Annotated in this window: 17 protein-coding genes and 2 tRNA genes; 7 read left to right on the top strand and 12 right to left on the bottom strand. The window is 40.2% G+C overall.

Annotation, left to right across the window (positions count from 1 at the left end):
- Positions 1-7 precede the first annotated feature (7 nt).
- Positions 8-1,432, bottom strand: coding sequence for an Hsp70 family protein (locus PLJ10_05695; GenBank protein HOK09138.1), 1,425 nt, complete (start codon positions 1,430-1,432; stop codon positions 8-10).
- 155 nt (positions 1,433-1,587) lie between these two features.
- Entirely contained in the window at positions 1,588-2,865 is a 1,278-nt protein-coding gene (locus tag PLJ10_05690; GenBank protein ID HOK09137.1) for a BNR-4 repeat-containing protein, read from the bottom strand.
- Between the two features lie 168 nt (positions 2,866-3,033).
- Between PLJ10_05690 and PLJ10_05685 the strand changes: the two genes are divergently transcribed.
- The 5 genes from PLJ10_05685 (at position 3,034) to PLJ10_05665 (ending at position 9,241) form a co-directional block, all read left to right on the top strand.
- Positions 3,034-4,380, top strand: a complete 1,347-nt coding sequence (locus PLJ10_05685) for a DUF1573 domain-containing protein (GenBank protein ID HOK09136.1) — start codon at positions 3,034-3,036, stop codon at positions 4,378-4,380.
- Between the two features lie 170 nt (positions 4,381-4,550).
- Positions 4,551-6,026 carry a PhoPQ-activated pathogenicity-related family protein gene (locus PLJ10_05680; protein ID HOK09135.1) on the top strand — a complete coding sequence of 492 codons (1,476 nt, stop codon included), beginning with the start codon at positions 4,551-4,553 and terminating at the stop codon, positions 6,024-6,026.
- A gap of 72 nt (positions 6,027-6,098) precedes the next feature.
- Positions 6,099-6,818: an ABC transporter ATP-binding protein gene (locus tag PLJ10_05675; GenBank protein HOK09134.1), complete on the top strand. Its 720-nt coding sequence runs from the start codon at positions 6,099-6,101 to the stop codon at positions 6,816-6,818.
- Complete coding sequence (locus tag PLJ10_05670; GenBank protein ID HOK09133.1) at positions 6,785-8,032, top strand: efflux RND transporter periplasmic adaptor subunit; 1,248 nt, start codon at positions 6,785-6,787, stop codon at positions 8,030-8,032. Before PLJ10_05675 ends, PLJ10_05670 begins: the two co-directional genes overlap by 34 nt.
- Positions 8,033-8,035: 3 nt before the next feature.
- The gene (locus tag PLJ10_05665) at positions 8,036-9,241 is read left to right on the top strand and encodes an ABC transporter permease (protein ID HOK09132.1); all 1,206 of its coding nucleotides are present in this window, start codon (positions 8,036-8,038) and stop codon (positions 9,239-9,241) included.
- A gap of 69 nt (positions 9,242-9,310) precedes the next feature.
- On the opposite strand, the gene PLJ10_05660 is transcribed toward PLJ10_05665, so the two are convergent.
- From PLJ10_05660 to PLJ10_05650, 3 genes are all read right to left on the bottom strand, one after another.
- Positions 9,311-10,729 carry a Gfo/Idh/MocA family oxidoreductase gene (locus tag PLJ10_05660; GenBank protein ID HOK09131.1) on the bottom strand — a complete coding sequence of 473 codons (1,419 nt, stop codon included), beginning with the start codon at positions 10,727-10,729 and terminating at the stop codon, positions 9,311-9,313.
- A gap of 126 nt (positions 10,730-10,855) precedes the next feature.
- The gene (locus tag PLJ10_05655) at positions 10,856-12,574 is read right to left on the bottom strand and encodes an HD domain-containing protein (GenBank protein HOK09130.1); all 1,719 of its coding nucleotides are present in this window, start codon (positions 12,572-12,574) and stop codon (positions 10,856-10,858) included.
- Between the two features lie 189 nt (positions 12,575-12,763).
- Positions 12,764-12,840: transfer RNA gene (locus tag PLJ10_05650), tRNA-Arg, on the bottom strand.
- Positions 12,841-13,153: 313 nt separating this feature from the next.
- Between PLJ10_05650 and guaB the strand changes: the two genes are divergently transcribed.
- The gene (gene guaB, locus PLJ10_05645; GenBank protein HOK09129.1) at positions 13,154-14,626 is read left to right on the top strand and encodes an IMP dehydrogenase; all 1,473 of its coding nucleotides are present in this window, start codon (positions 13,154-13,156) and stop codon (positions 14,624-14,626) included.
- Positions 14,627-14,632: 6 nt separating this feature from the next.
- On the top strand, positions 14,633-16,180 hold the full coding sequence (guaA, locus tag PLJ10_05640; protein ID HOK09128.1) for a glutamine-hydrolyzing GMP synthase: 1,548 nt from the start codon (positions 14,633-14,635) through the stop codon (positions 16,178-16,180).
- Positions 16,181-16,252: 72 nt separating this feature from the next.
- On the opposite strand, the gene metK is transcribed toward guaA, so the two are convergent.
- From metK to rpmG, 7 genes are all read right to left on the bottom strand, one after another.
- Entirely contained in the window at positions 16,253-17,455 is a 1,203-nt protein-coding gene (gene metK / locus PLJ10_05635) for a methionine adenosyltransferase (GenBank protein ID HOK09127.1), read from the bottom strand.
- A 52-nt stretch (positions 17,456-17,507) separates the two neighbouring features.
- Positions 17,508-18,227: a 50S ribosomal protein L1 gene (rplA, locus tag PLJ10_05630; protein HOK09126.1), complete on the bottom strand. Its 720-nt coding sequence runs from the start codon at positions 18,225-18,227 to the stop codon at positions 17,508-17,510.
- Positions 18,228-18,309: 82 nt separating this feature from the next.
- Positions 18,310-18,735 carry a 50S ribosomal protein L11 gene (rplK, locus tag PLJ10_05625; protein HOK09125.1) on the bottom strand — a complete coding sequence of 142 codons (426 nt, stop codon included), beginning with the start codon at positions 18,733-18,735 and terminating at the stop codon, positions 18,310-18,312.
- A 26-nt stretch (positions 18,736-18,761) separates the two neighbouring features.
- The gene (gene nusG / locus PLJ10_05620; protein HOK09124.1) at positions 18,762-19,421 is read right to left on the bottom strand and encodes a transcription termination/antitermination protein NusG; all 660 of its coding nucleotides are present in this window, start codon (positions 19,419-19,421) and stop codon (positions 18,762-18,764) included.
- A 23-nt stretch (positions 19,422-19,444) separates the two neighbouring features.
- Positions 19,445-19,693 carry a preprotein translocase subunit SecE gene (gene secE, locus PLJ10_05615; GenBank protein ID HOK09123.1) on the bottom strand — a complete coding sequence of 83 codons (249 nt, stop codon included), beginning with the start codon at positions 19,691-19,693 and terminating at the stop codon, positions 19,445-19,447.
- Positions 19,694-19,747: 54 nt separating this feature from the next.
- Positions 19,748-19,823 (bottom strand) — tRNA-Trp (locus tag PLJ10_05610).
- A 19-nt stretch (positions 19,824-19,842) separates the two neighbouring features.
- Positions 19,843-19,992, bottom strand: a complete 150-nt coding sequence (gene rpmG, locus PLJ10_05605; GenBank protein HOK09122.1) for a 50S ribosomal protein L33 — start codon at positions 19,990-19,992, stop codon at positions 19,843-19,845.
- Positions 19,993-20,079 lie beyond the last annotated feature (87 nt).

Genomic DNA, 20,079 nt, shown 5'->3' with positions numbered 1-20,079 from the left:
AATTGATTTATAGATAACGGCTAACCACCGCTAATCCACGGGCTACACTGGTAAATGTGTCACGAAGGACAATTTTTTCTGGGCTATAACGTTCCTTTAACATTTGTTGAATTGCTGGAATTAGACATGTCCCGCCAGTAGTTAGAACAAGGTGAATCTGTTCTGGTTTCACTCCTGCTTTATCTTCTGCCTCAATAAGTAATTCCTGTATTTGCTCTAATATATCCTCGATAATAGTTTTAAATTCGCTTCTGTTAATCATCTCCTGTATAAACAATTCATCATACTGAAATTGGATCATGGATTCTTCAAAAAAACTTAGTCTTTTTTTTGCATTCTCAACAGCAAGCGATAATGGATAACCGCAGTTTTTTTGAATTAACATTCGCAAGGCTCGGATAGCCTCAGGTTGGTCGCTAAATGTTTCTACTGCAATAAGCCAATTTATGGTTTCCTCTGTATTCAAGCGGTATAGATTCTGCCAATCCAGAACAACGTTCAAAATATTTTTTGGGAGAGGTAAACGGGTAGGTCCATAGCGGGCATTACTTCCAAAGTAGCTGAAAAGTCGTTTCCTTATAATTTCTTTATCAATCATATCGCCAGCAACCGTATCACCAGATACAGCCAATACTTGACTTCGTTTCAACCGCTCTTCCACTGTATCCGCAGACTCAAATTTCATGATACACACATCACAAGTCCCCCCACCAATATCTACAACCATAACAATCTTCTCTTCGGTTTCCGAGGTGCTAATATACTCTACAGAGGCGGCAACAGGTTCATAGAAGAAAACGACGTCACTAAAACCTGCAATTAAACCTGCATTCCGAAGGCGTCGTTCTGCTATTTCATCTTCAAATTCATTCATCGAAAAATGAACGGGTCTTCCCACAACCGCGACATCAATAGGTGCTTTTAATGCCTCTTCTGCTTTTTGTTTGCATCGTTTTAGTATTAACGATACCAATTCCTCAATTTGGTAGTGTTTACCGAAGACATCTGTCCCCTTAAAATTCACATATTTCAATTGTGTTTTCAAGGACTGAAATAAACGGCCTGGCAGGTTAACATCTACCTGTGTTCTAATCGAGATAGATTCCAGTAGGTCAGGGTCAGTTAAATTTGGATTGTAGAACTCGCTTTTATCGGGCTCACCACGACTTATAACAGACACTTCTATGCCCGTCTCTTCCGATTTTAAGATAACCTCCCGACCGACATTTCGCTCAATAAAAATATTGGCCGCTTTTCTCCCTGTAAAAATAGCCCCATCTGAACCTATATAGACCAATGAAGGAAGAGATGTGGAAGGGTCATTATCTTCATCTAAATCTAAAACATGTTCTTTGCCTTTTTCATCTACAATAGCAACACTGGTATTAGTCGTACCATAATCAATCCCGCAGGTTACTATAGAATTTCCCAAATATATATCCCCTTATCTTTGTTTTTAATAATTTGTAAAATTAAAAAGTATATCAAGAGCCTGTTAACAAGTCAAACTACCCGAGTAACATAACCATAGATATGATTAAAAACGATAATATTATTCTTAAGTTTGACACTGACCTACATGCATCTTTATTCGTCAAACCAACAAACAATAGCAGTATTAAATTGGGTGTAACTTTTATAATGTCCGCGCATCCAGATGATATGGCTTACCTCTTTATTATAGCCCCAAGGCACAATAGGCCTAACGTTGATACAAGACGAATTTGTCGTTATTGACTTTGTCGTCCACGTTTTACCCCCATCTTCAGTACGCCATCGTTCGATTTCAAAAAATTCACCTACTTTTCTCGACAAATACACTTCGTTAGGGTTTGCGTGATTTAAAGAAATTCCCCCAGAATAGTGGGGTTCCGTTTCCTTTTTCCCTGTTGGAGTTTCGGGAAACCACGGTCCAGCAAGAGTTATTTCATGGTCTTCCCACTGTGTACCATTCCAGAAAGCATAATGATAATAATGTTTCGTCTCTTCTGGTAATCGTGTATATACAATCACTGGGTTCCCCTTCTTATTTAGTGCAATATCCCAAACCCAAGCCCGAGCCCCTGTTGTCTTAGCATCATAGACCCTATCACAAGCGGAATGAGGCACTGGCAGATTATCCATTGCTCCAATTTTTTCCCCATTCGCACGGTAAAGACTCCCTTCTTTATAGAAGGCATAATAAACAGAATTGAGAGGCTCGTTTCTTGGATGTCCATCTGTAAATGCAAAATGTATCGTTTTTTTATTGTCAGAAACTACTTTAAGATAAGGTCGAATATCCTTTGATTCTTTCCCTTTATCTTGGAATAAAATGTTAGGTTCTGACCAGTGTATCCCGTCTACAGACGTAGCAAAGGTAGGTTTCCAACTTTCACCTCGCCAGAAAACATAATATCGGTTTTCTTTAGCTAAAAATACGGGGTGACTGTACGTAACTTTACTCATGTTGGAAACGATGATTTCGCTTTCCCATTCAGAAATATCCTCAGGGCGGAGTGTCCTGCGGGCATATAGATTTTCCTTATTATGCTTTGCATAGAAAATCATTAACCTCAAGTCAGGTAGGACAAGAAAAGAGGGGACGTTATGGTCGTCAATGTCCCAATCTTCCCTTATGGTATATACTTTTATTTCTCTACTTTTATGGTCATAATAACCTACTTGTAGTTTACCATCTGCAGTTACCCAACCGACGTAGGTTCTAAGAAATTTCCCTTCTACAAATACGGCACGTGGATCCTGAAACCAACAATATGCACCCGATTGGGATAATATATAACTATTGCCAATGATCACATCTGTATAACCAATAATTGAAAGGTGTAAAAATAATAGGAAAATAGATTTTAGGATACATTTCATTTGACTTTCCTTTGATTTTAATCTAATGTCAACAATATTGTATATTAGAATCGTTTCTACTAAAAAATCTCTACTTTTTAGTAGGGTATATTTTTTATTATTGTTCAGAGTTTATTCTGAATACAATTAACCATAATAATTAAATCTTAACCAGAAAGGGTAAATGTTATGAGTAAGGGTTTAAAAGTTTTTCTCGGGCTGTTTGTTCTGTTTTTAATGATTGGTTTATTAAGTTCTTGCGGTGGGCAGAAGAGCACACCTACACCAACTCCACCCACGCCAGAACAGAAACCAGCACAGACAACTCCTGCACCATCACCAGCGAAAGAGGCACCTGCTGAAAAACCACAGGCACAGCAACCCCCTGCTCAGAAAGAGGCAACTGCTTCGGTGGAATCGACTGGTGGAACTCCAAAAATTACGTGTGATGAACCTGAATTTGATTTCGGTGAACGCAGTAATGATGAAAAGGTAGAACATGAATTCGTTATCAAAAATGCAGGTGATGGACTTCTGAAAATCTCAAATGTAAAGACAACCTGTGGATGCACAGTAGCCCAGCCTGAGAAAAAAGAGATTGCGCCAGGCGATACTACAAAAATAAAAGCAACACTTACCTTAGCAGGAAGACAAGGACCTATTGCAAAACAAATTACAGTTGACTCTAATGACCCAGCAACACCGCAATTGACATTAACCTTGAAAGGAACTGCAACATCCGCCATCTTGGTTGAACCACGTGTTATTAATTTAGGGCAAATTATGGAGGATATGCCCCAACCTCAAACGATAGAAATAAAATCAAATATTCCCACTTTAACCTTCAACATTACTAACGTTGACATGTCACAACTTCCCGAGTTTCAACACACTTTAGAGACGGTGGAACAAGGTAAACATTATAAAATCACGTTAACACCTACAAAACCTATTGAACCAGGAATAACATTTAATAAACCTTTGTATATCGAGACAGATGCGACACTTCCACAAAAACCAGGACAAGACCCCAACGCTGTAAATTCATTCAAGAAAATTACAGTGACTGTTTATGGACGTTCTATCGGTCCTATTGATGTCGCTCCTGATACAATTAATGTTCGTGTAGACGACGAAGACCCGAATGCAAAAACACAGCAATATCTACGCGTTAAAGCAGGTCGTGAAAAAGAGTTTCAGATTACAGAGGTAGTTCCACCAACTCCTGAAATTCAGGTAGAAGTTAAAGAACGTGCACCTTCTGATTATTTATTACTGGTTAAAGATATCCCGATGAATGAAAGTTTGAAAGATAAGGAATTGATTGTTAAAACCACCTCTAAATCTACTCCCGAGGTGAAAATCCCGTTTAAGGTTATACGTCTTCCAAAAATTGACAGACCAAAATTCCCTCCTAACACACCTCCCGATATTGAGAAACTGAAGGAGATGCAAGAGAAAATGAAAAAAGCACTTCCGCCAGCTCAACCCGCTCAGCCACCAGCCCAACCTGGACAGGCTCAGCCACAGAAATAAGACTTTTAAGAAATAAAAAATATCAGAATATAGCCGATACAGATAATGTATCGGCTATATTCTTTTTCGCGAAACAAATATGTTCTTATTGTAGTCCATAGAGTTATTAAGATAAAATAACAGATAAAGATTTTACAGGCGTTAATTTTTTTTCAAGGAAAGGATAAACAATGAAGCCCATTATGAAAAAAATGTATTTTTCACAACTTATTCTCCTGGTAGCGTTAGTCACTTTTTCATTAGGTTGTGCAACCAGGTCTCCTCTCACTACATCACATCAAGGAGAGATTACTCATGCAAGAGAAACAACGAGTCCTTCTCCTCTCGACATATATGTCTATAAACCAGACCCAACTTATAATTATCAATTAATAAAGAGTGAGAAAGTCGAAGATGTAAGTATTCATTACATTAAAATGACATCGCAAACATGGAGAAAACCTGAAGAGGTTGACCGAACCGTATGGACGCATTGGTTAACGATTGTAGTGCCCAAAAAAGTAAAAAAGCCTTCTGCCCTGTTAATCATTTCAGGTGGTAAAAATACAGATGAGCCTCCAACATCATCCAGCCCATTGCTCCGTAAAGTAGCCAAAGAAGTAGAAACTGTTGTCGCAGAAATCAGACAAATTCCTAACCAACCATTAGTATTCGCAAATGATAATAATAGAAAGCGTTCAGAGGATAGCATCATTGCTTATAACTGGGACAAATACTTAAAAACAGGTGACCCAGAATGGTTAACACGGATGCCTATGACCAAAGCGGTAGTTCGTGCAATGGACACTATCCAAACGCTCTGCGAAACGAAAGAAGGGGGAAAAGTTAAGATAAAAGAGTTCGTTGTGGCAGGGGCATCAAAACGTGGCTGGACTACGTGGACAACGACAATAGTAGATAACCGAGTTGTTGCATGTGTACCCATTGTAATCGATTTGTTAAATTTGGTTCCTTCATTTAAACATCATTATGCTGTTTATGGCGGTTGGGCACCTGCAATTAACGATTATGTAGAGATGAACATCATGGATTGGTTAGTTGTTCCCGAATTCGCATCAATGTTAAAAATTGTAGACCCCTATAGTTACAAAGACCGTCTCACAATGCCTAAATTCTTAATTAATTCCTGTGGAGACGAATTCTTTTTGCCTGACTCTTGGAAATTCTACCTATCTGATTTGCCATCACCAACCTATATACGCTATGTTCCGAACACAGGGCATGGCTTAACCCCACAGGTTATTAACAGTGTCATTGCATTTTATAAGGCAATTATATTTGAAAAACCAATCCCTCAATATTCATGGTCATTTCCAGACGACTATACAACTATCGTGAAAACCAAAGATAAACCAACAAAGGTAACTCTTTGGGAAGCAACGAATCCCAACGCACGTGACTTCCGACTTAATGTCTTAGGCAAAGCCTATCAGCCAACACCACTTACAGACCAAGGAGATGGGACTTATGTAGGAAAAGTCAGTCCACCTGAAAAAGGGTGGAAAGCCTATCTTGTCGAGATGGAATTTGCCGGACCGGACAACACCACCTTTACTTTCACGACTCCTGTTCGAATTGTCCCTGACACAGAACCATATAAGTATGAACCCCCAACAGAATTACCTAAAGGGTTTTTAAATAAATAAAACATTTGTTGACTTCATTTTGTTGATATAATATTACTGTTAGATACTTACAATCCTCAACAGGAGGGTTTTGTGAAACACAATTCGTCGATTTTGATCGAAGTCGAAAATCTTACAAAAATTTACGAAGTTGGGGATAATAAAGTTATTGCATTAGATTCAATTTCACTAACAATCGACGTGGGCACGTACGTGGCAATTATGGGGCCGTCGGGTTCGGGGAAAACGACCTTCTTGGATATTATTGGTTGTTTAAATAGACCCACTTCCGGATCTTACCGATACTTTGGAGAAGAAGTTCATAGATTCTCTGAAAAAAGACTGGCTCAACTACGCAATCATGAGATAGGTTTTGTGTTCCAGAACTTTAATCTGTTAAGTCGAGCAACCGCATTAGAAAATGTGGAACTCCCTCTTATTTATGACCGCATCCCCAGAAAAGAGCGACGGCAGAGAGCAATGGAAGCATTGGTCGCTGTCGGATTAAAAGACCGTATCTATCATAGACCAAATGAACTTTCCGGTGGACAGAGACAAAAAGTGGCTATTGCACGGGCTTTGGTTAATAACCCATCAACTATTTTAGCAGATGAACCTACAGGAAATTTAGACACCGTTAGTGGTGAAAACATATTAGAAATTTTTGATGAACTCCACAGGAAAGGACATACTATTGTAATGGTGACCCACGAAAGCGATGTGGCTTCACGGGCTCAACGAATAATACGATTTAGAGATGGAAAGGTGATATCAGATACATGGCAAAAACAAAGTACAAAACCTATGTCATAAGAATATTTCTTATTCTTGTCCTTCTTTCATTAATCTTCGTACCCTTGTATTATTTCCTTTTTTACACACCACCCATTCAGGTAACTGTGGATACTGTTAAGAGGGGAAAGGTTCAGCAAACCGTTTCTGCCTTCGCTTCTGGAACAGTTACATCAACCCGACGTTCTATGATTGCAGGAGGAACACTCGGGACTGTTTCCATAGTACATGTAAAAGAAGGTCAGCGCGTCTCTAAAAACGATATATTGCTTGAGTTAAACCATGAGGATTTAGATGCCCAAGTTGCCCTATCCGAAGCAAACCTACTCGTTGCAGAGACGCGACTGGAACAGGCACGCGTTAGCTACGAAGTAGCGAAGGAACTTTCAGAATCACGTTTGAAGCAAACTCAAGCACAGTTAAAGCAGGCAGAGGCTGATTATGAACGGGCTAACAAACTACGGGAACAGGGGATTCTTTCCCCCGGTGAACAGGAAAAAATAGAGTTAGCATATCGAGTCGCTCAAGAGGGTTATCAATCAGCATTAGTCGGAGTAAAAGAGATTAAAGTTCGTGAACAGGAAGTAAAAGCAGGGGAGACCGCAGTTGCACAAGCAAAAGCGTCACTTCTTGCAGCACAGGCTACCCGTGATAAGGCTATTATTAGGGCACCGTTTGATGGGGTTGTTGCCACTATTAACATCCATGAAGGGGAAGGTGTTGCAATGGGACTACCTTTAATGTACCTCATAGATGATAAAGACCTCTATGTAGAAGCACCATTTGACGAAGCCAATGCCGGTCAAGTCTCTCTTAACCAAAAAGCGCGGATTGAATTAGATGCATTTCCTGGGAAAGTATTTCAAGGCGAGATAATCGAGATTTCTCCGACTATCACTATCAGTAAGGAATTTACACGAACATTTACAGTGAAAGTTCGATTTTTAGAGCAGGAAAACTTTATGCCTGGCATGTCTGCTGATGTTACCATTATAGTATCGGAGAAAGATGACGTACTATACGTACCAAGTGAAAGCCTTATCCGCGATGAATATGCCTTCGTATTGGAACAAGGAAAGGCTATCCGTCGACCTGTTACCATCGGCATTGGTAATTGGGAAACACGAGAAATCATAAAGGGTCTTAAAGAAGGAGAAACTATTATCACATCTGTTGGTATAAAAGGACTGGTAGACGGTTCTCGTGTTGACGTAGTCTCTTCGCTGGGAGAGTAGTTTATGACCTTCTGGGAATTAATACGAACTGCTATCATCGCACTCAATCAGAATAAGATGCGCGCAGCACTTACCGCATTAGGGGTCATTATTGGGGTGATGTCAGTTATACTTCTTATTGCATTAGGCGAATCGGCACAAGCCTACGTGGAACGCGAATTCGCAATCATGGGTAGTAATGTTATCATCATAACCCCAGGTAGGCAGGAAACAACTGGTATGTTTCCCATAAGTGCTGGGAGTCACCGCAAACTCACATACGAAATAGCAAGACAGATTAAAAGGAAAGTACCTGGCATTATCGGAGTTGCCTCAAATACCTTAGGATTAGCAAATATTCGCTATAAGAACCGACAGCGGAATGTACTGCTTATTGGGACAACTCCTGATTTTGAGAAGGTTCGACAACTTTACACACAAATTGGACGATTTCTATCGGAAGAAGATATTGAACGCAATAGCAGAGTTTGTATCATCGGTACTACTGTAAAAAAAGAACTCTTTGGCACACATCGTGCCCTGTATGAAAAAATTTCAATCAACGGCTCTAAACATACCATCGTAGGAATATTAGAGGAACGTGGAATGGCTTTAGGTATCGACCTTGGCGATTTGGTAATTGTTCCACTACCCAGTGCACAACGCATTTTTAACATAGAAGAGGTTATGGAAATCCTTGTTGGGGCTCGCACTCAGGAAGATATTCCGAGAGCAACTGAAGAATCAAGAAGAATTGTCCGTTCCGCCCATGACAATGAAGAAGATTTTACAATCACTAATCAGGATAGTATGCTTTCCGCATTTTCCCGAATATTCAGTATGCTACGTCTAATGCTTGTCGGGATTGCATGTATTTCACTGCTGGTCGGTGGGATAGGAATTATGAATATTATGCTTGTATCTGTACGCGAACGAACTCGGGAAGTGGGTATCCGTATGGCGGTCGGTGCAACTCGTGCGGATATCGGTTTTCAGTTCCTTGTTGAGTCCATCACATTAAGTGTGCTCGGAGGTATGACAGGTATCTTTTTAGGTTTTATCGGGTCAACAGTTATTCGCGCATTATATCCCAGTCTGCCTATTGGCTTATCACTTTGGTCAATACTTACAGCGTTCTTTTTCAGTTCCGCTGTGGGCGTCGTCTCTGGCGTCTATCCTGCCTTGAAAGCGGCAAGTGTTGACCCTGTTGAAGCATTGCGATATGAATAATAGCCATAAAAAATATGGCCAAAGGTTAAAAACCTTTGGCCTTGACCTCAATATCTACTATTTCCTACTTTAGCAGGGAAGTTCCCAACCTTTGCGATACTCTTTACTTATAATTGCCTGCGGATTAGAGACATTTTTCACAACACCTTTAACATTATCCCAAATCAATTTCTGTCCAGACTTAACCACCAGATTGCCAAATTGCACCATTTCTGTAAATGGACCGGAATAATTGAAATTTGAGCATGCCAGTTTATCTTCTTTGCAGGCGCGAAGCCAATCAAAATACGGGCTTTCCATCGGGATACGCTCAATCGTTTCCGGTGGCATTTTGTAGTCTTTCATGATAGATGAAGGTAATAATCGCGGTTCACCACCATATTCTCCTGCAGTTAACATCCCTTTATCACCGATAAACAATGAGCCATTCATGTTATCATCACCTAATACTTCGTCTTCCGGAATACCTTCCGGGCGTTTGGGACGATTATATACTTCCTGACCGGTGGCTTCATCCTTCCAGTGTCCATCATACCAGTAAACATCAACAGGGCCCATATCCCCCCGGGCTACAAAGGAATACTTCACTGTCGTTGCAATGGGGAATGTCTGCTGATTCTGACCTTTCTGAAACACGACTTCGACAGAAAACTCAGGTGCTTCATACAATTTCAATGCCCAGTATGCTGGGTCCATAATATGGCAAGCCATATCACCTAATGAACCGGAACCGAAATCCTGCCATGCCCGCCAATCGTGTGGGGCAAGTTTATGATTATATGGACGCCATGGAGCGCAGTTAATCCAACGGTCCCAATCCATATCTTCCGGTGTCACCTCCGGAGGCAATGGTTCGGTCATTCCCTGATTATCCCAAACAGGTCGATGGGTCCAAATATGCACCTCTTTTACATTACCGATAGCACCACTCCAAATCATTTCACATAACTGACGAACACCATTACCACAATGACCTTGATTTCCCATTTGCGTCGCAACACCCATTTCACGCGCTGTTATAGTAAGTAAACGTGCTTCCGCTATAGTATGTGTTAACGGCTTTTGTACATATACATGTTTCCCCATCTTCATCGCCATATATGCTGCAGGGGCATGGGAATGGTCAGGGGTAGAAATTGTAACTGCGTCGATCTCCTTCATCTCTTCTAACATATTCCGATAGTCTTTGTACTTTTTCGCTTTCGGTAAACGATAAAATGCTTCTTCAGCACGCTTCCAATCGACATCACACAACGCTACAACGTTATGTCCAAGCTTAAAGCAACTCATAATGTCAGATAAGCCTTTACCTCCTGCGCCAATTGCAGCCACGTTCAGCTTCTCATTGGGAGATATTTTACGCGGGACTACTTGTGCCGTGTTCGGTGTTTGACCAGCTGTCTGACTAAATGCACCTGCGGAAATAACAGTTGTTGAAGTAGCTAAGAATGCTCTTCTTGTCATTTTTGACCACTCATTCTTTTTCATTGAAATTATCCTCCAAAATAAAAAGTTATTATTAAAAGGTTATTCCCATAATAAATGAATATAGTGTAATACAAACTTGAAAGTAAATTAAAAATGATGAGTACGGTTTAAATAAGTGAAACGTCTTTATGTGTCTTTATTATAACGAAATGGTATAATCGTAAAACTCATGTCCGTTTGAGGTAATAATTCACCATAGAGGACATCGTGAGATTCTTTTAGTAATAGCCTCCTACCGCAAACAGGACACATTATCTCAGAGCCTGGCCGTGTTTCTTCTGGAACGCGAATATGCGTGCTACAAAACGCACAGGCGATACTACGGCTATCACGTTTGTGATAATCTTGTAGAATGGAATGGATACGTCCCAAATTATATGCTTCAAGCAGGGCATCAACAATTTCAGGGTCTAACTGGGTTTCCTTCAAATCAATAATCTTCTCAATGGCAACTTCAGGTTCCATGCCCTTACGATAAGGACGATTACTTGTCATTGCATCTAAGGTATCCGCTACTGCGATTAAACGCCCTTCTATAGGAATCTCTTTACCTTTCAATCCATAGGGATAACCTTTACCATCATACCTCTCATGATGGTATAAACAGTAAGGGATAATGGACTGAAATAAAGATATATCACGAAGTAAATCTGCACCACGTACTGGGTGTATTTTCATTTTCTCAAATTCTTCCTCTGTGAGTGGACTCTCCTTCCGTAATATAGCATCATCAACGGCTATCTTTCCTACATCATGAAGAACACCTCCCATATATACCTCTTCAATTTTTTCTTCAGTCCAACCCAAAATTTTGGCAATCTCAATCGCAAAATTAGTCACCCGCCATGTATGGCCAATGGTATAGTGGTCTCGTAATTCAACAGCATTCGCAATCGTCGTTAATGTGTCCCTATAACTTTGCTTTATCATTTCAATATACTGGACATTTCGTAAAGCAATGGCGGCAGGGCCCGCTATAGCCACTAACATCTCAAGGTCCTCTTGTGTAAAGGCACGGGATGTCCCACGGGTATCGACATAAATCACACCTAAACAATGGTCTTGATAAACTAATGGGACACACATAGCGGAGGCAATTCGATGGAGAATAATACTACCAGAAACATTCCTAAATCGACTATCTTCCGCTGCATTTTGTGTAATAACTGCTTCTTTATTTTCGAAAGCTCGATTTACAATTGTTAAACTAATTGAAAAATCTTCCAAATTCGTACGGGTATAAACATGTTCGATAACAAGCCGTTTCTTTCGTTTATCCCAAAGTAAAATCGCCCCATTATGTGCAGGCAACAGGGAGAATATTTGTTCTATAATTTTTGTAAATAGATTCTTAAGGTTTTGTTCACTCACAATAATTTGATTGGCATTATAAACCGCCCTAAGTCGATTCTGAATAGTCTGAATATGTTCCTTTGTTGCGGTGTATTCTGGCAACTGGAAAAGAGTCTCATGAATATGACTGAGCGTTTCACTTTCTGTCTTTTCTTCTGTTGTAACTTCAAAACGGACAGGTGGTTCCGTATCGGCTGAACTTTGATGTACCTCTTCATATCGGATTAATTGTGTGCCAACGCGAAAGACATCTCCTGGTTTCAGAAAATACTCCGTAATTCGTTGACTTCCAACATAAGTTCCGTTGCCACTATTTAAGTCTTTTAACAAAGGACCTTCCTCAGTAATCTCAATAACTGCATGCTTCCGTGATACCTTCGGGTCGTCAAGAATAATAACATTTTCCTGGCTTCTACCAATAGTGATTGGCTCTTTTAATTGATACGCCATCCCTTTCTTTTTGCCTGTTAAAACGAGGAGCTGTGAATCCATTGCTTGTTTCCTTACTACTACTGTTCGTTTAAATTTTATCTAAAAAATGAACAAGAATGAAATCTTATCTGTTCTCATAATAATAAATTTAACAAAAGAAAGGTTAAACTTTATTTTTCAATCAAACAATTTTTTAATTCTCATCTCTATTATAATTCTATCAATTATAGAGGAGTGCTAACAAAAAAATGGCGCGCCCGGCGGGATTTGAACCCACGGCCCCTTGCTCCGGAGGCAAGTGCTCTATCCAACTGAGCTACAGGCGCACATACAATAGTTCTTCATTTATATATATTAGAATATCATAAATTCTGTATTTAAGTCTAAATAATATATATAACAGTTTTATTTAAAATCCTTTTTATACTATGTCTATTTAATTAAATCATTAATCTTATAAAGAAAACCTCTACAAAACAATTTAAGTACAACGTGTAAAATATAAAAGGTCTCGGTCAAAATAGTATTTTTTATTTTGCATATGTAATTTAATTGCTTTATAATTATATACCCGGGAGCCACTTCCGGGGTTAAATTATCAATTTTCAATCCTTAATTTTTAATTCAGGACGCGTATCAATGCAAAATAACGAACGAATTACCGAAGGTTTATCATTTGATGACGTTTTATTAGAACCAGCATATTCAAAGATTTTACCACGGGATACAGATGTAAAAACACGACTTGCATGCAATCTCACATTAAACATCCCCATCATGAGTGCCGCTATGGATACCGTGACAGAATCACGGCTTGCAATTGCAATAGCACGAGAAGGAGGCATCGGGATTATTCACAAAAACCTGACCGCCGAAGAGCAAGCAACAGAAGTAGATCGTGTAAAGAGATCCCAATCAGGCGTTATTACTCATCCATTCACTCTATCTCCAAACCATACCCTTGCAGATGCAGAATCATTGATGTCTCGTTATCGTATTTCTGGTGTGCCTATTACAGATGAAAACGGTATTCTTGTGGGGATTCTAACCAATAGAGATTTAAGATTTGAAGAGAATTATTCGAAAAAAATATCCGAAATTATGACCCCAAAAGAGCGAATAATTACCGTACCACCAGGGATAAAATTAGAAGAAGCAAAATATATTCTACATAAACATCGCATCGAAAAATTACCCATTGTAGATGAGCTTGGACGTCTTGTAGGTTTACTTACTGTGAAAGACATTATTAAAGCAAAAGATTTTCCAAACCGATGTGTAGATGACATGGGACGTTTAAGGGTGGGTGCTGCAATAGGAGTTGGTGAAGATGAACTATCACGAGCAGACGCGTTAGTCGGTGCAGGGGTTGATGTTTTAGTTATTGATTCAGCACATGGACATTCTGCCCTTGTTTTGAAAATGGTGTCAGCAGTTAAAAAACGTCATCCTCACGTTCCTTTGATTGCAGGGAATGTGGTTACCGCGGAAGGTGCTCAGGCTTTAATTGATGCAGGAGCTGACGCAGTCAAAGTCGGTGTTGGACCAGGGGCTATTTGTACTACCCGCGTTGTAACGGGGGTTGGCGTTCCACAAATCACCGCTGTTCTTAATGTTGCCCGCCTCTGTCATGAACAGAATATCCCTGTAATATCCGATGGTGGGATAAAATACTCTGGAGATATTGCAAAAGCCATCTCTGCTGGTGCAGATGTCGTTATGATTGGCAGTCTCTTCGCCGGTACAGAGGAAAGCCCCGGTGAACGTGTTTTATACGAAGGTAGAACATATAAACTTGTCCGCGGGATGGGGTCTATCAAAGCCATGCAACGTGGAAGTAAAACAAGATACATGCAATTTGAAACTGAAACCACAAAACTTGTTCCAGAAGGTATTGAGGGGCGAGTTCCATACCGCGGTGTCCTGGCGGATGTCATTCATCAACTGGTCGGTGGATTACGTGCAGCAATGGGTTATTGTGGTTGCCCTGACATAAAATCTCTACAAGAAAAAACCAGATTAATCCGAATAACCTCTGCTGGTATAAAAGAAAGTCATCCTCATGATGTAACTATCACAGAAGATGCTCCAAATTATCAAATACCGAGGTAATAATTTATGGAATATAACGGACCCGTTATTGTTGTCTTAGATTTCGGTGCTCAATATAGCAAACTTATTGCCCGACGTATTCGTGAATCAGGTGTGTATAGCATTATCTTGCCTTACAACACATCTTTAGAGAAAATTAAATCGCCAAACTTAGTGGGACTTGTGTTAAGTGGGGGTCCAGCGAGTGTTCATCAGCCGAACGCTCCTTTACCAAACCCTGAAATTTTCAAACTCAACGTTCCTATTTTGGGGATTTGTTATGGTGTGCAAATATTTGCCCATCTTCTCGGTGGGAAAGTGGAACCAGCAACACAAAAGGAATATGGTATTGCTTACCTTAAACATAAAAATCATTCTGAATTATTAAAGGGTATCCATAAAGAAACACCTGTCTGGATGAGTCATGGAGACCATGTTACAGAATTACCACCAGGTTTTACCCCAACAGGAGCCACTGCAAATTGTCGATACGCAGTTATTGAAAATTATGAACAGAAATTTTATGGGGTCCAATTTCATCCAGAAGTGGTCCACACACCAGAAGGACAAAAAATCATATCAAACTTTGTGCATAACATCTGTAAAGCAGATTCTTCATGGACAATGGGTAATTTTATAACCCACACAGTGCAGGAATTGAAAGAGAGAATTAATGGTAAAAAAGTACTATGTGCTTTAAGTGGTGGCGTCGACTCAAGCGTCACTGCTGTGTTGCTTCATCGGGCAATTGGTGATAATTTACATTGTGTTTTTGTAGACAATGGCTTGCTTCGTAAAGGCGAGCCTGAAATGGTAGAAAAGATATTCCGCGATAATTTCCATATTAATCTACATTGTGTAAAGGCACAAGACCTTTTCTTGAACCAATTAAAAGGAGTTACAGAGCCAGAACAGAAAAGGAAGATTATCGGTTCACTATTTATTGACGTTTTTGAGAAGGAGGCAAAAAAATTGGGAGACTTGTCTTTCCTTGCTCAAGGGACATTATACCCGGACGTGATTGAGTCTGTTTCTGCAACTGGGGGTCCATCATCAACAATAAAAAGTCATCACAATGTAGGGGGATTACCAGAAAAAATGAATCTACAATTAATAGAGCCTCTTCGTGAACTATTCAAAGATGAAGTCAGAGATGTGGGAAAACAATTAGGGATTCCAGAAGAGATTATACATCGCCATCCGTTTCCGGGACCGGGGCTTGCTGTGCGATGTATCGGTGAAGTAACCGAAGAACGATTGAATACCTTACGCGAGGCAGATGCTATTTTTATAGAGGAAATTCGAAAAGCAGGATTATATAATCAAATCTGGCAGGCTTTTGTATGTTTGTTACCCGTAAAAAGTGTCGGAGTACAAGGGGATGAACGAACTTATAAAGAGGTGTGCGTCCTTCGGGCGGTAACTTCCGAAGATGCCATGACCGCAGATTGGTTCCGTTTTCCTCATGATGTAATTCAAAAAGTTGCCAGTCGCATTTGTAACGAAGTTCATGGAATTAATCGCGTTCTAATAGATGTTACCTCAAAACCACCTGCAACTATAGAATGGGAATAAACCTCGAAGGTTCTCTCCGCAGGTATCTGCTCCCATTTTAGGGATGGCGATGTGATTATAAAATAATAAGCCTTATATTCCCGTCTTTTCACGTAAAATATTTACAGAATCCGTCTCTTCCCAGCGGAAACCTTGGTCTTCACGACCAAAATGCCCATAACTGGCAGTCTTTTTGTATTGCGGTTTGCGAAGATTAAGGAATTCGATAATAACCGCAGGACGGCAATCAAAAACTTCTTGTAATATCTTTGCTAACTTTATATCCTCAATTTTACCAGTGCCGAAAGTAGATACATTTATAGATACAGGTTTTGCAACACCGATAGCATAAGCCAACTGAACCTCACAACGGTCTGCAAGTCCAGCCGAGACGATATTTTTAGCAATATATCGTGCCATATATGCTGCACTGCGGTCTACCTTTGTCGGGTCTTTGCCACTGAAAGCACCCCCACCATGTCGACCCATCCCACCATACGTATCAACAATGATTTTCCTACCTGTAAGCCCACAATCACCTACCGGACCACCTGTAACAAATCGGCCTGTCGGATTAACAAAATATTTTATATCTCCCTTGACCAATTCTTTTGGTAATGTCGGTTTAATAACGTTTTCAACAATTGCCTCTTCAATTTCATCATGCTCTTTTTTCAATTCTTGTGGTGTAGGGTTTAATCCACCATACAAGGGAAGGTGTTGATTCGACACCACTACTGTGTCGATACGAACTGGTTTCCCATTAACGTATTCAACAGTAACTTGGGACTTTCCATCTGGCATTAACCAGGGGAGAATCTTCTCTTTACGCATTTTACGAAGTTGTAAACCTAACTTATGGGCTAACGATATTGGTAATGGCATTAATTCAGGAGTTTCACGAACCGCAAAACCGAACATCATCCCCTGGTCGCCAGCACCTTGTTCATGGTCTGATGACGCATCTACACCACGGGCAATATCGACAGACTGTTTTTCAAGGGCAACAAGAATTGAGCATGTTTCACCATTAAAACCAACATAACCCGAACCATAGCCAATATCCAAAATGGCTTGCCGAACTACTGAGGTAATATCAACTTTAGCGTGTGTAGTTATCTCACCTGCTACAACACACAAATTCGTTTTAACTAATGTTTCACATGCAACACGGCTATAGGGGTCCTGTTCTAACATGGCATCCAGAACTGTGTCCGAGATAATATCCGCTACCTTGTCAGGATGCCCATCCGTTACGGATTCCGATGTAAATAAAATTCCTTCTTTGTTCATCATAACTATGCCTTTATTTTGCTTTTAGGTATACACTTCTATTTATGCTCATACTTTACGAGGTGCCACCACGATATTTTGCGGTTAATGCAGCGGGGTCTAATTTCACACCCGGACCCATTGTAGAACAGATACAACACGTTTTTAAGTAAGTACCTTTAAGGGAAGCAGGGCGTGCTTTTATAATTGCAGAGATTACAGTCGCCGCATTTTCTTCAATCTGTTCCGGTGTGAAGCTTGCCTTTCCGATAGGGACATGGATATTTGCGTTTTTATCTACACGGAACTCTATTTTACCTTTCATGATCTCGGCAACTGCAGAGCCTATGTTAGGAGTAACAGTTCCCGCTTTAGGACTGGGCATTAATCCACGTGGACCTAAGATTTTACCTAATTTACCAACCTGTCCCATCATATCCGGTGAAGCTACTGCCGCATCAAAGTCTAACCAACCGCCCTGCACTTTTTCGATAAGGTCTTCTGCACCAGCTTCAATAGCACCGGCTTCTTTAGCTGCTTTGATTTGTTCTTCTTGTTTACAGAAAGCAACGACTCGAATTTTCTTGCCTGTCCCATGGGGCAAAGATACCGCACCACGAACCATTTGCTCAGCATGTCTGGGGTCAACACCCAATAGGAAGGCTAACTCAATCGTCTCGTCAAACTTGGCAGTAGCACATTCTTTTACAATTCGTGCCGCTTCGGATAGGGAATAATAGCGGGAACTATCAACCTTTTTATATAGTTCCCTCATTCGTTTACTGACTTTTGCCATTTTTTATCCTCCTGTGGTTCAATCGGACAGGTTTGCTGTCCTCCCACGGTTAAGAGTTACTAAATATTTATGACTTTTAATGTTATTTTACAACGATGCCCATACTTCTTGCGGTTCCGCGAATCATGCTCTTTGCTGTTTCAAGAGAACCAGCATTAAGGTCAGGCATCTTTAATTTTGCAATTTCCTCGATTTGTGCTTCTGTGACTTCACCCACTTTGTTCCGATTAGGTTCACCTGAACCCTTGGCTAATTTGGCTGCCTTCTTTAATAAAACGGCGGCTGGTGGTGTTTTGGTAATAAAGGAAAAGGATTTGTCCTCAAAAATAGATATAACGACAGGGATAATCATACCCTGTTGGTCTTTAGTCCTGTCGTTAAATTGACGGACAAAGTCCATAATATTAACCCCATGTTGTCCTAACGCAGGACCTACGGGCGGTGCAGGGGTTGCTTGCCCTGCTGGAACTTGTAATTTTACAATGGCTTTTAACTTTTTAGGAGGCATATTTTTTACCTTTCATTTTATCTCAATCAAAATGTTTCTACTTGCCACGTTTCAACTTCTATTGTTGTAACTCTATTAAAAATTTCGACGGATATTTTTAACGCACCACGTTCGGCGTTGATTTCTTCAATTTTACCGACAAAGTTAGCAAATGGTCCTTCTACAATTTTTACACGGTCACCAACAGAAAATTCCAATTTGGGTTTAGGAGCCTCTTCTTCTCCAGTCATAATAGCGATTATACCTTCCACTTCTTCATCGGGAATAGGTGTTGGGACGTTTCTTCGACTACTGACAAAACCAGTAATCCCCGGCGTCTCACGTATTAACGACCAGACATCTTCATATTTTTCAGGATGCTCCGGCAATTGCACAAGCACATAGCCCGGAAAACATTTATGTTCGACCACCTTTGGTGTTCCACCACGTCGTTCGGTTACTCGTTCTTTAGGGACCAACACATTAACCACTAAATCCTCTATTCCCCGTTGCTTTGCACCCTTAATAAGTTTATCACAAACTTCGTATTCCTTTGCGGTAAGAACATGAAGGGCATACCACCGGCGAGGAATTCCGTCTTCAGGAACAGGCCTTAATAACTTTTCACGTGTAGGCACTGTTCCAACATCGGAACTTTCTGCTCCTTCTTTCTTAATTGTTGTTTCTTTTTTATCACGTTCTGTCACCGATGGTCTCCTTGTTATTAGTCTTAAGAGGCTATTCCGAGAATAAATAACATTACTTGGGCAAAGGTAACATCAAAGGCAAAAATAATTACCGCCATAATCACCAACATAATCATAGTTACCTTTGTCGAAACTTTCAAATCATCTACAGTTGGCCAGGTAACTTTTTCTAACTCCGATTTAACTTCGAGAAGAAAGTTCTTCGCCTTAACATATAATGCTTTAAGCCCACGTTCCTGTTTTTCTTCTACACTTAATACTGTTTTTGACATGTGTATTTACCTTCTAAAAATTTATCTTTTCCTTCAACTTTATATTCAAAGTACTGGCAGGCCTGGAGGGACTCGAACCCCCAACCTTCGGCTTTGGAGGCCGCCGCACTACCAATTGTGCTACAGGCCTGCATCCTTCAAAACTAATTTTATTTCATTTCACGATGTACCGTATGCTTACGGTCAAATTTGCAAAATTTCTTTATTTCCAACCTCTCAGGATGTTTTCTCTTTTCCCGAGTGGTTGTGTAATTCTTACGTTTACATTCCATACATTGTAATATTACTTGTTCCCGCATGGGAGTCTTTCCTCATATTATTATATTATATATTATTATTCGATGATTTTACTTACGACGCCAGCACCAACAGTGCGTCCACCTTCT

Origin of the sequence: Candidatus Hydrogenedens sp., from assembly GCA_035361075.1 — a bacterium.
GTDB lineage: Bacteria > Hydrogenedentota > Hydrogenedentia > Hydrogenedentales > Hydrogenedentaceae > Hydrogenedens.
The sequence above is the reverse complement of the archived record's forward strand: the minus strand, read 5'-3'. Positions and strand labels throughout refer to the sequence as shown.

Bases quoted from the DNA above. Each gene is read 5' to 3' on its own strand.
- PLJ10_05690 (HOK09137.1), bottom strand. From the start codon at position 2,865: ATGAAATGTATCCTAAAATCTATTTTCCTATTATTTTTACACCTTTCA.
- PLJ10_05685 (HOK09136.1), top strand. From the start codon at position 3,034: ATGAGTAAGGGTTTAAAAGTTTTTCTCGGGCTGTTTGTTCTGTTTTTA.
- PLJ10_05680 (HOK09135.1), top strand. From the start codon at position 4,551: ATGAAGCCCATTATGAAAAAAATGTATTTTTCACAACTTATTCTCCTG.
- PLJ10_05670 (HOK09133.1), top strand. From the start codon at position 6,785: ATGGCAAAAACAAAGTACAAAACCTATGTCATAAGAATATTTCTTATT.
- PLJ10_05665 (HOK09132.1), top strand. From the start codon at position 8,036: ATGACCTTCTGGGAATTAATACGAACTGCTATCATCGCACTCAATCAG.
- PLJ10_05660 (HOK09131.1), bottom strand. From the start codon at position 10,729: ATGAAAAAGAATGAGTGGTCAAAAATGACAAGAAGAGCATTCTTAGCT.
- PLJ10_05655 (HOK09130.1), bottom strand. From the start codon at position 12,574: ATGGATTCACAGCTCCTCGTTTTAACAGGCAAAAAGAAAGGGATGGCG.
- guaB (HOK09129.1), top strand. From the start codon at position 13,154: ATGCAAAATAACGAACGAATTACCGAAGGTTTATCATTTGATGACGTT.
- guaA (HOK09128.1), top strand. From the start codon at position 14,633: ATGGAATATAACGGACCCGTTATTGTTGTCTTAGATTTCGGTGCTCAA.
- metK (HOK09127.1), bottom strand. From the start codon at position 17,455: ATGATGAACAAAGAAGGAATTTTATTTACATCGGAATCCGTAACGGAT.
- rplA (HOK09126.1), bottom strand. From the start codon at position 18,227: ATGGCAAAAGTCAGTAAACGAATGAGGGAACTATATAAAAAGGTTGAT.
- rplK (HOK09125.1), bottom strand. From the start codon at position 18,735: ATGCCTCCTAAAAAGTTAAAAGCCATTGTAAAATTACAAGTTCCAGCA.
- secE (HOK09123.1), bottom strand. From the start codon at position 19,693: ATGTCAAAAACAGTATTAAGTGTAGAAGAAAAACAGGAACGTGGGCTT.
- rpmG (HOK09122.1), bottom strand. From the start codon at position 19,992: ATGCGGGAACAAGTAATATTACAATGTATGGAATGTAAACGTAAGAAT.